This window comes from Cognataquiflexum aquatile, assembly GCF_003316845.1.
Taxonomy (GTDB): domain Bacteria; phylum Bacteroidota; class Bacteroidia; order Cytophagales; family Cyclobacteriaceae; genus Cognataquiflexum; species Cognataquiflexum aquatile.
Genome location: NZ_QMIK01000003.1, coordinates 387394 through 404283 on the forward strand (window position 1 = coordinate 387394; position 16890 = coordinate 404283).

10 protein-coding genes are annotated in these 16890 nt (G+C 44.2%); 3 read left to right on the forward strand and 7 right to left on the reverse strand.

The features are described from left to right. Nucleotides 1-141 precede the first annotated feature (141 nt). The 7 genes from cobA to DQW11_RS10535 form a co-directional block, all read right to left on the reverse strand. Nucleotides 142-915, reverse strand: a complete 774-nt coding sequence (gene cobA, locus DQW11_RS10505) for a uroporphyrinogen-III C-methyltransferase (RefSeq protein ID WP_113924027.1) — start codon at nt 913-915, stop codon at nt 142-144. Then, nucleotides 912-3014: a HEPN domain-containing protein gene (locus DQW11_RS10510; protein WP_113924028.1), complete on the reverse strand. Its 2103-nt coding sequence runs from the start codon at nt 3012-3014 to the stop codon at nt 912-914. The genes cobA and DQW11_RS10510 overlap by 4 nt, the downstream gene beginning before the upstream one ends. Nucleotides 3015-3220: 206 nt before the next feature. After that, on the reverse strand, nt 3221-4474 hold the full coding sequence (locus DQW11_RS10515) for a sulfate adenylyltransferase subunit 1 (protein WP_113924029.1): 1254 nt from the start codon (nt 4472-4474) through the stop codon (nt 3221-3223). A gap of 128 nt (nt 4475-4602) precedes the next feature. Next, nucleotides 4603-5502, reverse strand: coding sequence for a sulfate adenylyltransferase subunit CysD (gene cysD / locus DQW11_RS10520; protein WP_113924030.1), 900 nt, complete (start codon nt 5500-5502; stop codon nt 4603-4605). A gap of 53 nt (nt 5503-5555) precedes the next feature. After that, a complete protein-coding gene (locus DQW11_RS10525) occupies nt 5556-6260 on the reverse strand; it encodes a phosphoadenylyl-sulfate reductase (RefSeq protein WP_232826719.1) in 705 nt (234 codons plus the stop codon). Next, on the reverse strand, nt 6235-6507 hold the full coding sequence (locus tag DQW11_RS10530; RefSeq protein ID WP_113924032.1) for a DUF2061 domain-containing protein: 273 nt from the start codon (nt 6505-6507) through the stop codon (nt 6235-6237). Before DQW11_RS10530 ends, DQW11_RS10525 begins: the two co-directional genes overlap by 26 nt. A 74-nt stretch (nt 6508-6581) precedes the next feature. Continuing rightward, nucleotides 6582-6998, reverse strand: coding sequence for an RrF2 family transcriptional regulator (locus DQW11_RS10535; RefSeq protein ID WP_113924033.1), 417 nt, complete (start codon nt 6996-6998; stop codon nt 6582-6584). Nucleotides 6999-7229: 231 nt separating this feature from the next. Between DQW11_RS10535 and DQW11_RS10540 the strand changes: the two genes are divergently transcribed. The 3 genes from DQW11_RS10540 (at nt 7230) to DQW11_RS10545 (ending at nt 16804) form a co-directional block, all read left to right on the forward strand. Further along, nucleotides 7230-8852, forward strand: coding sequence for a tetratricopeptide repeat protein (locus DQW11_RS10540; protein ID WP_113924034.1), 1623 nt, complete (start codon nt 7230-7232; stop codon nt 8850-8852). A 230-nt stretch (nt 8853-9082) separates the two neighbouring features. After that, nucleotides 9083-9250 carry a hypothetical protein gene (locus DQW11_RS22255; RefSeq protein WP_157966093.1) on the forward strand — a complete coding sequence of 56 codons (168 nt, stop codon included), beginning with the start codon at nt 9083-9085 and terminating at the stop codon, nt 9248-9250. A gap of 93 nt (nt 9251-9343) precedes the next feature. Then, complete coding sequence (locus DQW11_RS10545; RefSeq protein ID WP_113924035.1) at nt 9344-16804, forward strand: S8 family serine peptidase; 7461 nt, start codon at nt 9344-9346, stop codon at nt 16802-16804. Nucleotides 16805-16890 lie beyond the last annotated feature (86 nt).

Sequence of the window (16890 nt, forward strand, 5' to 3'; positions counted from 1 at the left end):
CTGTTTCCGGTAAAATATCTATCAATATCCAATATCAATTAATATCGAACTTAGGATTGCACAAAGTATTTGGTTTTGGGTATATAAGAGGGTATAGATTGGACTCAATATCGCGAAGCAAATATCCAATATCCATAAATATCAATTTTTTAAAACAGCTACTGTTGATTGATATATCTCTGCCAATTGGTAACTTTCCTTCACCACTTCCCCAATTACAATCACAGCAGGACCACCGATACGGCTGTTGGATACTTTACTTTCGATGTCGTTGATCGTTCCTGCTACTATTTCTTGCTCGATGGTAGTTCCGCTTTGGATCATGGCGATAGGAAGATTTCCCTTTCCTGCTTTTTGATAGACTTTGACGATTTCGGAGAGCTTTTTGGAGCCCATCAAAACCACAACCGTAGCAGTAGATTGGGTAGCCAAATGTAGGTCGCGTGACAATTCCCCGGAACTTGTGGTTCCTGTGATTACCCAAAAACTCTCAGCCACTCCGCGCTTGGTGACGGGAATTCCCGCTGCTGCCGGAACAGCCACCGAAGAGGTAATGCCCGGAACCATTTCCGTTGGAATCCCGAAGGCTGAGATGAAATCTATTTCCTCAGCCCCTCGGCCAAAAACAAAAGGATCACCGCCTTTCAATCTGACCACATGGCCATATTTCAGGGCATATTCCACGCATAGCCTATTGGTATCATCCTGTGGATTTACTTGACTGCCTTCCCGCTTTCCGACAAATACTTTAATGGCATTGTCAGGAGCATGGTTCAGGAGACCTTTGTCAATCAAGGCATCATAAAGAACGACATCGGCTTTGTTTAGCGCCAATACCCCCTTCAAAGTGATCAGTTCAGGGTCTCCCGGACCCGCACCGACCAAGGTTACTTTTGGTTTAATGGCTTGAATCATGCTGTTACCTCCTGTTCTCTATAAGCGCTGATCGCGTCAAATACTTTGATGGCCTCTTTGAAATAAGCTTCTGCAAATTCTTGGGAAGGCTCATTTTTGTTGATTTCATATACGAATGAAGCCAAGTCTTTTTCCAAGCTAATTTTACCTGTTTGGGTAAATGTCTCGTCAAACAAAGCCACGATGTTTGCATAGGAGTTGGTGCTTTTGCTTTCGCTCAGCAAGATTGCTTTTGCGGCATTTACGATCGCAGCATAGGTATGGTAGATGCTGTCAGACCATCTTTTTTCTACCAATCCTTCTTTGGAAAGCTCGAGTTTTTCCCTCGCTTCCAACAAAAGGGTAGCTACCAAGTCAATCACCACCCCGGCACATTCGCCCACTCCTACGGCTACCTTGTATGCTTCCTCGTGTCCCCAATCAACCTGATCAGCTTCGGTAATGGTGGAGGTTTCTGTCAATACTTTCAGAATGTCGTAGAAATAGATATGTCCAAGTCGGTCATAGTAATCCAAAAAGGATTCAGTATCGTTGGAATTTTGTTCAAAATCCGCAATCAGGATCCGTAAAGCATCCGGTCCGCGGCGGCTTGGAACTTTGATGACTTTATCGGCAAATCTTCCCTGTCCATTGCCCAGTGTTCCGCCTCCAAGCAATACCTGAAGTGCCGGAACTACCACTTTACCCACTTTCATAGACATGCCCTGAAAGCCGATATGCGCCATATTGTGTTGTCCGCAGGCGTTCATGCAGCCTGAGATTTTGATGGTCAGGTCTTTGTTTTTGAGGTATTGGGGATATTCTGCCAAGATTACTTTCTCCAATTCTTTGGCGATTCCGGTACTGCTCGCAATGCCAAGGTTACAGGTATCTGTTCCCGGGCAAGCGGTGATGTCTCCAAAAGTATTGTATCCGGCATCCGCCAGACCGATTTTTTTCAATTCCTGATAAAAGAAAGGAATGGCTTTTTCCTGGACATCCCGGATAAGGATATTTTGTCTGAGGGTGAATCTCAGCTCATTGTTTGCATATTTTTTGACAAGGTCCGCTATCTGCCTTGCTTGGGGGGTGTAGAAGTCTCCCAAAAGGACTTTCACACCGATCGATACAAGTCCTTTTTGCTTTTGGGGAAGGACATTGGTGAGTTTCCATTGCTCATAAGCGAGTTCCAAAGGCTCTTCCAACTCGGGAACTTCCGGTTGGAAAAGCTGTTTGGAATCCTCATAGTCGTTGTGGTTTATGGGATATTTTTTGAATGGAAGTGCTTTTTGTTCTTCTTTGACCAAATCCAGAAAAGCCTCCAATCCGATATCTGAAATCAAAAATTTCATCCGTGCTTTCAGCCTTCTTGCCCTTTCTCCATGTCTGTCAAAAACCCGCAAAACACCTTCGATAAATGGAATCAATTCGTCTGTTGGTAGGAATTCCGTAATCAAATCGGCGTGTCTCGGCTGGGAACCCAATCCGCCCCCAAGCATCACTTTGAAGCCACGGATTTCTTGGCCGTTTTCAGTTTTTACTTTTGGGATAAAACCCAAATCGTGGAGGTAAGCCAATGCTGTATCTTCATCAGAAGCTGAAAATGCCATTTTGAATTTCCTGCCCATTTCCTGGCAAACTGGATTTCTCAAAAAATATTTGAAAACCTCATCGGCATATAATGTCACATCAAAAGGTTCATTGGGATCGACACCTGCAGTCTCTGAGGCGGTAACATTCCGTACGGTATTGCCGCAGGCTTCGCGCAAAGTCACATCGTCTTTTTCGAGTTCGGCCCACAAAGCAGGAGTTTCATCCAAACTCACATAGTGGATCTGAATATCCTGACGGGTGGTAATGTGCAATCGACCTGTGGAATATTTGTCAGAAACATCTGCTATCCGCTTCAGCTGCTCGCTTGTGGCTTTGCCATAAGGAAGTTTGATCCGGATCATCTGCACGCCCGGCTGCCGCTGTCCATAGACGCCACGGGCAAGGCGGAGGCTTCTGAATTTTTCCTCGTCAATCTTGCCTTCTCTAAAAAGTCGTATCTTTTTTTCCAGTTCGAGAATATCTTTCTCAACAATGGGATTTTCTATTTCTGTCCTGAAACTTTGCATCTTTTTAATCTTTGTCCCTAATGAGGGAATGTGGTGTTATGGTTGTTAATCGGTCGACATTTAATTGTCAGCAGTGAAATAAGGTTGAAATATGCTTTGCGAATATGCCTTCGGCGAAATAATTTGGCACCTTTTGAGCTTGTTTGGCGGTCAGGTGCTTTTTTTATATTTCAATTTATTTCCACTTATTTCTATTTATTTCAGTTTTAATCAATAAACCCAACTCCCACCGTATCATAACTTCCTTCGTCAATCAGGATAAACCTGCCGTTGGATTTGTTGTCATGGTAAGTGTCAAAGTGGATAGGCTTGCTCAACCTGAAATTCACCTTTCCGATATCATTCAGTTTGAGTTGAGAGGCAGAAACTTCCCCTGTGAAGTCCGTGTGGATCACAGAATCAATGCTTTCTACCTTTGCCAAAACCCTGTTGATTCCATGCTGAAGCGTGTATTTATCTCCGACTTTCAGTGGCTTGGAATTGACCTGGCAAATGGTGGCAGAGATTTGTTTTTCTGATTTTGGCAGTTCTGAGGACTTCACCAACATGTCACCGCGGCTGATGTTGACTTCATTTTCCAAGGTGATTGTGATGGAAGCGCCGGGCAATGCCTCAGAATATTCCTGGTCAAAGAAATGGATGGTTTTGATTTTGGATTCGGTGAAGGAAGGCAAAACCGTCACTTCGTCGCCCACCTTTAGGCTGCCGCCATAAAGTTTGCCGGAAAACCCCCTGAAATCATGGAAGGCTTCCGTCCTAGGTCTCGTTACATATTGGATCGGAAATCTTGCCACCGTGCTTTCATGTAAATCCGATGGTTCCAAAACTTCAAGATGGTCTAAAAGTGTATTTCCGACATACCAAGGCATGAGTTCAGAATGCTTCGCAATATTTTCGCCTTTCAATGCTGAAATTGGAATGAAGGTGATCTGATCTGTTTTGAAGTCGCTTTTTTCTACCAAAACTTCGAAGTCAGCCTTGATTTTTAAGAAGACATCTTCGTCGTAATTGACAAGATCCATTTTGTTGACAGCGACGACCACATGGCCGAGACGGAGGAGGTTACTGATAAAGAAATGCCTGTTGGTCTGCTCGATCACACCTTTTCTAGCGTCAATCAAAATGATTGCGACCTGCGAAGTGGAGGCTCCTGTCACCATATTTCTGGTATACTCCACGTGTCCGGGAGTATCTGCAATGACAAAATTGGTCTTGGCAGTATTGAAATAGATATGCGCCACATCGATGGTAATGCCTTGCTCGCGCTCTGCAATCAAGCCATCGGTGGCCAAAGAAAAATCAAGGTAATCAAAGCCACGCTGACGGCTGGTTTTTTCGATTGCTTCCAGTTTATCCGTAGTCAGGGATTTGGTGTCATACAAAAGCCTTCCGATCAAGGTACTTTTGCCATCATCCACAGATCCTGCAGTAGCGATTTTTATAAGTTTTCTATTTTCCATTTTCGAGATATGAGATGTGAGATTTGAGACATGAGATTGGGGCTCCTAACTCTCATAATTGTCTTTTCTAATTACCATGCATCTAATTTTTCAGTCTTGATACTTGGTACTTGATACTTGATACTCCTTTAAAAATACCCGACTTTTTTCCTGCTTTCCATGGCTGCTTCTGAGCGTTTGTCGTCGATCCTTGCGCCTCGCTCGGAGATAGTTGAATCCCTGATTTCTGCTACCACAGCATCCAAAGTGTCAGCTTCGGAGAGAACTGCCGCGGTACAGGTCATGTCGCCGACAGTTCTGAACCTGACCATTTTCTCAAATACTTCCTCGTATGATTCCCTGTACACATGCTCGTTTGCTGTCCAAACCATGCCGTCACGGAAGAAAACTTCTCTTTTGTGGGCGAAATAGATGGAAGGAATCGCAATGTTTTCAGTTTTGATATATTCCCATACATCAAGTTCAGTCCAGTTGGAAATCGGGAAAACCCGGACGTTTTGGCCTTGATGGATCCGACCGTTGAGCATGTCGAATAACTCAGGGCGTTGGTTTTTTTCATCCCACTGACCAAAATCATCTCTGACAGAAAATACCCTTTCTTTGGCCCTTGCTTTTTCCTCATCCCTTCTTGCACCACCTATACAGGCGTCAAATTTGAATTCTTCGATGGCATCCAAAAGGGTAGTGGTCTGCAAGGTATTCCTGCTGGCATATCTTCCTCTTTCCTCGGTGACTTTCCCTTGGTTGATGCTGTCCTGAACATTGCGGACGATCAGTTCAAGGCCCAATTCGGCGACCAATTGGTCACGGAACTCGATGGTCTCCGGGAAATTATGTCCTGTGTCAATGTGCAGCAAAGGGAAAGGAATCCTTGCCGGATAAAATGCCTTTTGGGCCAATCTGACTAAGGTAATCGAATCCTTTCCTCCCGAAAAAAGCAGCACCGGTCTTTCAAACTGTGCCGCCACTTCCCTCAGGATATGGATCGATTCTGCTTCTTTGGGATTAGGTATAAATAGGTTAGACATGTCTTTTTACTTTTGTTTCTTAAATCTCAATCTTACTTCTCGCCTCTCGCTTCTCACCTTGCGTGTAGCCCACATTCCTTTTTGGAATCTTCCCACCACCACCTGCCTGCACGGGCGTCTTCTCCCGGCATGATCGCACGTGTACAGGGTGCACAGCCGATGCTGACAAAGCCTTTGTCATGGAGCGGGTTGTAGGGGATTTTGTTTTTTGTGATGTAGGTTATCATCTCCTCGTAGGTCCAATCCAGGAGCGGGTTGAACTTGATGATCTGATTGGCTTCGTCCCATTCGATCTTTTGCATGCCGCTTCTGTTCGCACTTTGTTCGGCACGAAGTCCGGTGACCCATATACTGTTTCCGAGAAGGGCCCTTTTGAGGGGTTCGACTTTGCGGGCATAGCAGCAGGATTTGCGGTTATCAACCGAATCATAAAAACCATTGATTCCTTGTTTCAGGACCAGGTTCTCCACTGATTCTCTTTCCGGGTAGAGAACTTTGATTTTTGTATGGTATTTGGTTTCGGTGCGGGCTATCAGGTCCAATGTCTCAGAAAAAAGCCTCCCGGTATCCAGGGAAAATATTTGGATCGGAAGGAAGTTTTCGGCGATCATTTGGGTGATGACCTGATCTTCTTGGCCCAATGAGGTAGAAAAGACAACTTTCCCCCTGAAAAGATCAGAAAGAAATGCCAGACCTTCTGCCGCTGAAAGGTTGTCGATCTTTTCGCTGAGGTTATGCAAATTCTTTTTCAGGCTCATCTTTTTCAATTTTTGTTGCGCTTTCCCACGCCCTTTCATGGAAGTAGTAAAGAATGATTTTGGTGACCACCTCGATGGATCCGATGGATATCGCCATCACCAGCTGCCCGGTGACAAAAAAAGAGATCACCATAGTATCCAAAGTCCCGACGATTCTCCAGGAAATGGATTTCATAAAGCTCTTTAAATTGGAATCTTTGCCCTGTTTGGCCACAAACCACTTTTTGATCGGCTGGTCTAAAATCATATAGTTAACATTATAACACTTTTACAAAAGTATATAAAGTCTATAAATATTATAGGGTAATAGGAGAAAAAATTTTATTCTTTATCTAAAATGTCTGCTAAAGACTTGTTTTCCAACACATTGAGCATCTCGTCCCGCACCTGGATCATGACTTTGTTGAGACCACAAAGCGCCTCGCTTTTGCATTCGACGCAGGGTTCGTAGTAATTAAGGCTGACGCAGGGAAGCAGGGCGATAGGTCCATCAAGCAGGCGGATGACTTTGGAAAGGGCGATGTCTTTGGGATCTTTTATCAAATAATATCCTCCGCCTTTGCCTTTTTTGCTTCCAAGGATGCCCGCTTTTCTGAGTTCGAGGAGGATGTTTTCCAAAAATTTATGTGAAATCCCGTATTCCTCAGAAATGTCATGGATAAGTACGGTCTTTTGGTCCCGGTGCTTGCCGAGATAGGTCAGGGCATGAAAAGCGTATTTGGTTTTTTTGGAGAGCATGGATACAAAAATAGGGGAAAAAACGAAATTGGCTATATGACCAATGCCTTATCGAAAAGGAGATTCTGATTGCTAAGAATTCAATTGATTTTTCACAACCAAATATTAAAAACCTCCGTACCTGCTTCTTGGTCTTGCAAATGGACATTGACCCCCACCCGTTGCTACTTTCTTTGATTTGCATTAAGTTGCAATCTTGAATGCACGGGTGCCAAACCTGAATGGGTTATTATGAAGAAGCTAGCATATTCATTTTTATTTTTCCTGGTCATCTTCCTCCAAGGGGGCAAGTCTTTTTCACAAAATATCATCAGGCTTGATAGCCTGCAGTTGGCCCTGAAGCAGGCCGGGACGGATACTGCAAGATTCAATACCTTGATGCAGCTTTCTAATCTTTACAATGCCACCGATTACCTCAAGGCCCTGGAATATGCGCGGCAGGCCAAAGAATTGGCCATTGACAAAAAACTGAAGAAAAAGGAACTGCTCGCAGAAACCACCATGGGAAATGTTGCCATCAGCCAAGGACACTATAAAATGGCTGCCACGCACTATTTTACCGTCCTCAAGGCGTATGAGGAAATGCAGGACACCTCCGGTATCATTTCGCTCAACAATAACCTCGGTGCAGCTTATGACCGTATGGGGGAATATGACAAAGCACTCGCCAGTTTCTTCAAAGCACAGGAATACCTGAATGCTTCGAATAAGAATGACAACAAAAACCTGGTCTTGCCCTCCATTTACAACAACATCGCCAACATATACCAAACCAAAGGCGACGCCAATTCTGCCCTGACTTATTACGAAAAAGCCCTTGACCTTGCCCTTCAGGTCCCCAATCACAAAGCACAGGGCATTGCTTACAACAATATAGGCAAACTCTACTTTAACGAACTGAATCAGCCTGAAAAGGCTTTGGAATATTTGACCAAAGGACTTGAAGTTAGGGAACGAAACGGCGATCTGGGAGAAGTGGCAAGGTCTCTTGTCATTCTGAGTAATTTTCATTTTCAGCAAAAAGAATATTCCAAAGGGAAAGAATATGCAGAGAGGGCCCTGGAAATCGGTGAAAAAATAGGCTCCCTTGACATCCAAAGTTCAGCTTATAGCCGCCTGTCGGAAACTGCGGAAGCCAATGGGGACTTTCAGGCTGCGCTTGCAGCCTTCCGTAAATCCAAGGAATTTGGCGACAGCATTCTCAACCAGCAGGCTAGTAGGGAGATCACCCGTCTTCAACTGCAATATGATTTCGAAAAAGAAGAAAAAATCCGGTCTGAAGAAGCCAGTCAGACCCGCTTCAAATACCTCCTCACCATTGCAGCACTGTCAGTTGGGTTGATTTTGGCTGTATTGATCACTTTTATTATTCGCTCCAAAGCCCGTCAGACAGAAATGAAGCAAAAGAACCTGGCCTTGGACGTGGAGATCAAAAATAAGGAACTCACGACCAATGTGATGTACCTCATCCGCAAAAATGAACTGATCAACAACGTGGCTGAGCGGTTATTGAAACTTCAGCGGAGGGAGCTTCCTGAAAACCAAAAAATCTTCCAAGAAATTATTTTGGACTTACAGCGTGAAGCTGACAACGATACCTGGAAAGAATTTGAGCTTCGTTTCAATCAGGTGCATAGTGAGTTTTATACCACGCTGCGCAAACTTTACCCTGACCTTTCGCCGGCAGATGAAAAACTCTGTGCTTTCCTGAGGCTGAATATGAGTTCCAAAGAAATAGCTGCAGTCAGCCAACAAAGCATCAAAAGTGTGGAGGTGGCCCGGGCAAGACTGCGCAAAAAGCTTAACCTGACCAATACCAATTCCAATTTGGTGTCGCATTTGGCCAATTTATAGGGGTTAAGGGAGATTCTTTTTATTTTTTACTCATTTGTTTCCCTATTTATAAGTCATTGAAATACAATCTGTTATTTTTTTTGCTAAGGTGATGTTAAGGCGATTTTTTCCTTTTTCAGTATAAATTCTAAGGTGTCATTTTCTTAAGTAGTAGTTATTCAAAGGTCGAATAATTTTTTACTGCACTTATCCGGACTTTCTTTATCCACCCAAATTAAAGGAAGACCCTTATGGAAGAAAAGAGCCCAAATGAAGAATTGATAAATAAGCTAATCAAAAAACGGAAGCTTGAGAATGATGCCTTTGCGAAGCTCCTCAATGCCATGAAAGTAAAAAACGGCAATCAGTCGGATTCAGGTCAAAGTGCCGATACTCAAAAAAATAATCCAAGAAAATAAAATTATATGTGTCGCATTTGTGACACACTTAACCGTCTACAAAAATGATTACCCTCCCAAAGTCCAAGTTTAAATCATCCCAAACCAAGCACTATGAATAATTCTCTACTAAAGAGCACTGGAAAAGTGTTGTTTGCTTTATTTATGTTGGTGTGTACAGTCAATGTGACTGCTCAAACCCAATATGACAAAGGCATCAAAAAAGGAATGGTAAAGGTGAAATTCACCCCTACCATTACTGCAATACTTCCCCAGAGCAAAGTAAATGCAAGGAATAACCGATTGACAACCGGAATGGCAACATTTGATGCTGCCGCCAATGCTGTCCAGGCGCACACCATGTACCGCCTGTTTCCTTATGATGCCAAAAATGAGCAGAAATTAAGAAAACATGGACTGCACCTTTGGTATGTTATAGAAATTGATGAAAGCGTTGATCCCAATTCAGCTGCCGTTCAGTTCAAAAAATTGGGTGAAGTGGCACTCGCAGAAGTGGAGCATGAAAAGATTTTGGCTCCCTATGCGGTAAAACCCCATACTCCCGGAGCAAGTGCCTTTTCGGCTTTACCATTCAATGACCCTCTTTTAGTTGATCAGTGGCATTACAACAATGTGAAGCAAACAGGCCATGGTGATGCTGATGTCAATCTTTTTGAAGCTTGGGGAAAAACCACAGGATCAAATAATATCATTGTTGCTGTGCATGATGAAGGTGTCGATGTAAACCATTCAGATTTAAAGCAAAACATTTGGGTAAATCAGGCCGAGTTAAACGGCCAAGCCGGAGTCGATGATGACAACAACGGCTATATCGATGACCTCAATGGCTACAACTTTGCTAAAAACACAGCAACCATAGACGCCCAATACCATGGTACCCACGTGGCGGGAACAATCGCTGCTGTCAATAACAATGGCATCGGTGTGGCCGGTGTGGCCGGAGGAAACGGAACCGGAAACGGTGTGAAAATCATGTCGCTTCAAATTCTTGGAGGTTCAGGTTCTATTGAGCGGTCCTACATCTATGCTGCTGACAATGGCGCTGTGATTTCCCAGAATAGCTGGGGATATACCAATCCGGGAGGGTTTGACCAATCTGTATTGGATGCCATCGATTACTTTGTAGCTGAGGCGGGAGATTTCCCTGGTAGCCCTATGAAAGGTGGGGTAGTTATTTTTGCAGCAGGTAATTACAACTGGGATGGGCAATGGTATCCGGGATATTTTTCCAGCACCATTGCAGTTACGGCATTGGGACCTGAATGGAAAAAAACGTCCTACTCTAATTTTGGTACCTGGACGGACATTGCCGCCCCGGGTGGAGATTCAGATTACGGTGTCAAAAACGGTGTCCTCAGCACCATTCCCGGAAATAAATATGCTTACCTCGATGGTACTTCCATGGCATGTCCACATGTGTCAGGGATTGCCGCCCTTGCACTTGCCAACAGGACAAAACAGCTGACCAATGACGAACTCAAGTTAAAAATATTAACTGGAGTGGTGAATATAGATGACCAAAATCCTGATTATATCGGAAAATTGGGTTCCGGAGCCATTGATGCAGAGATAGCGATTAGAAATGATTTAGGGATTGCTCCGGGACAAGTCAAAGACCTGAAGGTAAATGGAATGGCCCAGGAATTCGCCAATATTTCTTGGACAGTTCCTACGGATATCGATGATGATGCCCCTTTTTCCTTCCAATTTTATTACCATACAGACAGTATTGTAGCTGCAAATTTGATCAATGCCAAAAAAGTTTCGATTAAAAACAAACATGCGGCAGACAGTACAGTGAATTTGGAGGTGACAGGACTTTTGGGACTTACCAAGTATTTCTTTGCAATTACTGCAACTGATAGATGGGGAAATATATCCGCCTTGTCCACAGTGGTAAGTGCCACTACCAATGAAGGACCCAAAATCACACTGGATGCAGAAAGCCAGGAGATAAGCCTGTCGATTGATGCAGCGAGCAGTTCTACAGCAAGCAAAGACATTACGATTTCCAATGAAGCAGCTGGTATTTTGAGATGGAATCACCTCATGCGTCATCGAAATACAGCACTTTCATATAGCAGCGGAAGACTCAACTACCCTGCAAGCCCCCGAACCAAAACCGCAAGTGAAGGAAATCTCGGAAAGCTAAATGTATCAGGTAACGATCTTCATCTGAGAAGCAACGAAATTGCCACATTTGCCTTTACTCCTGTTTCTATAGATTATTCTTATTGGCCGACCAATATCATAGGGGATACGGATATCAATTTACCAAACTCTGCAGCAGCAAAGTTTATAGTAGAAGATGCGGATGGTTTCAACCTCACAGATGTGCGCATGTACCTTAAGCATGACCCCGTCAAAGGACCGGTCATCATGGAGATATACCAAGGAGAAAGCCCGGAAAAGGAAAACCTTGTTTATTCCCAAGAGTACAGCAATTATGACAACAGAGAGGCATTCGCTTATATCAAGCTCAGCGAACAGATTTATTTTGAGTCTGGAATTACTTTCTGGATAGTATTCCACGTGCCTTCAGGAAATAGATTTCCGTTGGGAATTGGCTTTGAGTCAAAGCCAACCTTCTCTGAAAACTGCTTCATGTCATTTGATTTTGGAGCTTCTTGGGCGCCATTAAATGATTTGCTGGATGCGACTGAGTTTGCTTGGTCAGTAACCGCGAGCAGCTATAATGAGCATTTGGGTACATATTTGAACCTTGAACCAGGATCAGGCGACATCAATGGGTTTGAAAAAAGTACCGTCAGTCTGACTGCTGATGCAGCTACACTCATCAACGGGGATTACATCGCCAATCTGATTATCAAATCAAACGATGCCGTCAACCAGGAAGTCAGGGTTCCGGTCAATGTCACCGTGACTGGCCACCAACCAAAATTGAAGCATATCAAAATCGCTGAATATGGAAGCGTCTTTATTGGAGATGAAAAAAGCTATGAATTGGTGTTGGAAAACATCGGATATGGCAATTTCAACGATCCGGTTATTACTACAAATTCTCCGGCTTTTGTATTGGACGCCAACATGCCTTGGCAGATAAAGGCCCGCGAAGAGGCAATAGTCAAAGTGACCTTTAAGCCAACGGCAGCAGGAAACACCAACGGTATCCTGACAATCACAAATGGGTCTCAGACTTATGAGATCGCTTTGTTTGGAGTCGGTGCCGAGACGGCAAAAATCGCCGTCACCCCGGAGACCCAACAGGTGGAAAATCTGACCATTGGTGATGAATTCACCGCCAAAGTAACCATCGAAAACAAAGGGGTATTCCCGCTCAAATACTTTATTCCGGGATACGACAAGGATGGCATCAGCGAAAACTGGCCATCGGATTACCATAATTATGGCTACACACTGAGGACAAGTTACTCTACTGAAGCCAATCCTATCAATTATGAGTTTGAAGATATTTCTGAAACAGGAACAAATATCACCAAGACCTTCTTTGATGATGCCAGTTATGTACCGGTGGATATGGGATTCCAGTTCCCTTACTATGGTGAAAATAAGCAGATCCTATACGTTTCCAAAAAAGGATTTACTGTATTCGACAACACCGTCCGTGCAGTCAATGTCCCCATTCTTAATAATTCCTGGAGTCCTAAAGGATACATTTCCATTCTTGGAAGCCAGCTTAACTACCTGACACAGGGCGAGGTTTTCTATAAAGTGGAGGCCGACAGGGTGATCGTCCAATATGACAATGTATGGGATGGCTGGAGTGTAGGTGAAACCATCACTGCACAGATGGTGCTTTATGCCAATGGGGACATCAGGTTCTTTTATGAGGAAATGAATTTCTCAGAGACTAACCAACAGTACCTGACCATTCTCATTGAAGATATGGGTCAAAGTGATGGGATTATGGTCAGCAACTTTACAAAACCTTTGGCGCTGTATAGCGGACTTGCCTTGGGATTGGATTATCCCGGCCCTGCCATTATCTCTGAAATCAGCAATGGTTCGGGCCTGCTGATGCCTGGCACAAGTAGGGAAGTGGAAATCAAAATGAATACTGGTACCCTTTCTGAAGGTACTGTCAACAGGTATGTCAGCATCATCAACAATGACCCTGACCAAAGGCAAAAAAATGTGCTGGTCCAACTTGACATAACCGGTGGTGGCGTGGCCAAGGCTGAAGTTTCCGCCGATACGGTAAAGTTTGGGAATGTATTCCAAGGTGCCATCAGAAGTTTCCCTTTCACCATCAAAAATCCCGGAACAGCCAGATTGGATATCACAGGTATGCAATTCCAGGATTCGGAGTTTAGCCTGACAGGAGATCAACCTACCGAGATCAAACCGGGATTGTTTAAGAAATACAGCATCGAGCTACCTACCACCACTTTGGCGGATTTGGAAGATTGGTTACTGATTTCGTATGCCGATGGTTCGCGGGATACAATTTATGTCACGGGAACAGTTGTCGATGCACCCGCGATCAATGTGGACTTGAGTCCAATCACACATACCTTGGCTTTTGGGGAAAAAGCAGAACTTCCGATTACGATCGAAAATACAGGATTGGCACCGTTGCAGGTCGCACCTGTGGGTGGAGGCAAGTGGCTAAGTTTTACTTCACCTACTGCCCCAAGCAATTCACTGCCTGACTATACCTACACGTACGAGAAATACAACAACGGGGAAGTCTACCAATGGATCGAAATCCGAAAGACCGGGACTCAAATGAGTTTTGTGGATTATGAGGACTTTGAAAAAACGTTTTGGAGAGAATTGAAGCTTCCATTCCCTGTGGAGTTTTATGGTCAAAAGTATGATTCCTTCAAGGTCGGGGACAATGGCGTTATTTCCTTTGGGGAAAATCCTATGGCTGATTTCTTCACGGATTATATTCCTTCCAATAACCATTCTGATCCACGGATCATGCCATATTGGACCTTCAGTAGCTTTACGGATTTTGAACATCCCAAAGAAGATATCGGTATTTTCTACCAGTTTGTCGATGACAAAATCATCATCACCTGGAGCACTTTCGTGAATAATTTTGGTGGAATGGGTGATCCTGTTTCTGCGCAAATCATCTTCTACAAAGACGGAACGATGAAGTTTCAATACAAGAGGGAAGACGGCGGCGCAGATTTTACTTCACAAGCCTCTACGATCGGTCTCCAAAGAAACGGTACAGACGGGATTGCAATTTCCCAATACCAACCTTTGGACCACGGTTCGGGATTGGCTTATATCATAGTCCCTACTAGGCGATATACCATCGCTCCGGGCTCAACCATTTCAGGAAACATTTCCTTAGACGCCACCAATGTCTACGGAGGAGTTTATTCCCAAGCCTTGAAGTTCCATTCCAATGCACCCAATAATGAGTTGTTGGAAAAGCCTGTGGAATTGACAGTAACAGGAGAGGCCAGCATTTTGATGGCAGACACTGTTGAGTTTGGCAGCAAGTTGGTTGCGTTCGAATCCATTTATCCTGTCAGCAACACGATGGATGTGTTGATTGAAAATGACGGTGCGGCTCCTTTTGACATCAGTTATGCTTCTTTAGCAGATGGTACAGGACCGTTAAACCTCATGGTCATGGTAAATGGATTTTGGGGACCTGAATGGACCAAAATCAATGAAATCTGGTCTTGGCCGACATTTACCATCAAACCGGGTGATAAAATGCTTACCCGTGCGGTATTTGCCCCAACCCAAGAAGGCACGTATTCCGAAGAAGTTATCCTCACGACAAGCATTGGAGAGAAGCGGATTTTACTCAAAGGAGATGCCTTCGAGCCTGCCAAAATCAAAGTAGTAGCCGATTCCATATTCGTATCCATGAATACCGTACAAACCGAAGTCAGGAGCATTTCTTTTGACAACATAGAAGGGAAGTCAAATCTTAACTATCAGGTAAGCATTGATTACCAAAGAGAGGCGGAAGTAGCTGGAGCAAGTGTTGATAAATTGGCTGATAAGTCTTCGACTCCAAGTATCACCCTTGCCTCCTCACCGGCGGCAGAGACCAATGCGGTGGTAGGACAAGCTTCCAATTACAACAGGACACTTTCGTATACGGATAAGAAAACCCCGGATACCTTTATCGGTACTGGAGGTGCGGCACCGTTCACCCTCAGTACCAAATTCAATGCTGGACCTCAAGGCTTCAACTTATCACATGTTGAAACCTTCCTTAGAATGGAAACCCTTCCAACGGCAGGAATCGAGCTCGAAATCCGGGCAGGTGGTAGTTCCATCGCCGATGCCAAAATCCTGACTAAAGGAAGCTTGACCATCACTGGAAATGGTTCTGATGAAACTGGTGCTTGGTATCAGATCGCTCTTGAAGAAGAAACCGGAATCTATCCAAATGAGGACTTCTATGTCATCGTGACTCATCCTTTTGGCAATCAATTTCCTCAAGGTACCATCACCGACGCAGCCAATGTGCCCGGCAGGTATGCTTACCTCAACGAGGGAGAGTGGTTTGAGGTACAAGAAGGAAACATGTCCAATGTCGGTTGGCTGATGCTCGCCGGTGAAATGAAAGCCGGGAATTTCTCATGGCTAGGAATCAAATCCGGTCAGGAGGGAGTTTTGACAAAAGGTGAATCCGGTAAAGTCGAGGTAAATATCGATGGTACTTTTGCCAAAGAAGGCGATCAGCTGGCACATATCGTCATTGCTTCCAATGACCCTGCCAAACCTGTGGTACGTGTACCGATTACATTGCATATGAACGAAGCACCATATTTTATGAATGCGCCTTCTTCTATTGTCATTGCAGAAAATGAAACCGCCACAGTCATGCTGAAAGTGAAGGATCCCGAAAATAACTCCATCACACTCAATGCTGTCATTGGCCATCAGTTTGCAAGTTCAACCTTTAAGGCTGATTCATTGAAACTTGTCTTTATGCCGAAGTTTGGTGATGATGGCATGTACCAATACAAACTGACTGCAACGGATGAACACGGTGCCAAGCGTGAATTGACTATTCCGGTGGAGGTACTTCACACCAATCAAGCGCCGGCTTATATCGGAGCAAGCGATGCGTTTGCCATCCTCAAGCCGGGAATTCTAGAGGAACATACTCTCTCTGCCTATTTTACTGATCCTGATGGGGATGAATTCACATACACTGTTAGCAGCAGCAACGAAGCTGTACTGTCGGTTTTTGCTTCTTCCTCCAAGTTCATCATCAAAACTTTAGAAAAGGGTGAGGTGATCATCACCTTTACCGTAAAGGATAAGTTTGGGGCTATAAGGAAAGTAGAACTCCCTGTAAAGGTAGACCTTGTCAGTGGTCTTGAGGATCTTGATATTCTCTTCAGTGTCACAGCCTACCCTAACCCGACCTCAGGAATAATCCGGGTCAAAGTAAAAGGAGAGGTCAGTAACACTTATTCCCTTAGGTTGATCAATAACTTGGGTGTCCCATTGGTCAGCAAAGAAGACTGTGACCCGACTGAGGAGACGGTCGTTGACCTGAGTACTTTGCCTACCGGAGTATACCTCTTGGAAGTAACCGACAGGAGAGGAAAGAGCATGAGAAGAATTGTAAAAGAATAAAAAAATAGACTCTAAAAAACCTTAGTCAGCTATCAGAACAGTTGTTTGATTCACCCAAAAGGTCTGCGGACCTAGCTGATTTCATT

What these genes read in the sequence shown, in the direction of transcription:
- cobA (WP_113924027.1), bottom strand. Translation starts at nt 915, where the DNA reads ATGATTCAAGCCATTAAACCAAAAGTAACCTTGGTCGGTGCGGGTCCG.
- DQW11_RS10510 (WP_113924028.1), bottom strand. Translation starts at nt 3,014, where the DNA reads ATGCAAAGTTTCAGGACAGAAATAGAAAATCCCATTGTTGAGAAAGAT.
- DQW11_RS10515 (WP_113924029.1), bottom strand. Translation starts at nt 4,474, where the DNA reads ATGGAAAATAGAAAACTTATAAAAATCGCTACTGCAGGATCTGTGGAT.
- cysD (WP_113924030.1), bottom strand. Translation starts at nt 5,502, where the DNA reads ATGTCTAACCTATTTATACCTAATCCCAAAGAAGCAGAATCGATCCAT.
- DQW11_RS10525 (WP_232826719.1), bottom strand. Translation starts at nt 6,260, where the DNA reads ATGAGCCTGAAAAAGAATTTGCATAACCTCAGCGAAAAGATCGACAAC.
- DQW11_RS10530 (WP_113924032.1), bottom strand. Translation starts at nt 6,507, where the DNA reads ATGATTTTAGACCAGCCGATCAAAAAGTGGTTTGTGGCCAAACAGGGC.
- DQW11_RS10535 (WP_113924033.1), bottom strand. Translation starts at nt 6,998, where the DNA reads ATGCTCTCCAAAAAAACCAAATACGCTTTTCATGCCCTGACCTATCTC.
- DQW11_RS10540 (WP_113924034.1), top strand. Translation starts at nt 7,230, where the DNA reads ATGAAGAAGCTAGCATATTCATTTTTATTTTTCCTGGTCATCTTCCTC.
- DQW11_RS22255 (WP_157966093.1), top strand. Translation starts at nt 9,083, where the DNA reads ATGGAAGAAAAGAGCCCAAATGAAGAATTGATAAATAAGCTAATCAAA.
- DQW11_RS10545 (WP_113924035.1), top strand. Translation starts at nt 9,344, where the DNA reads ATGAATAATTCTCTACTAAAGAGCACTGGAAAAGTGTTGTTTGCTTTA.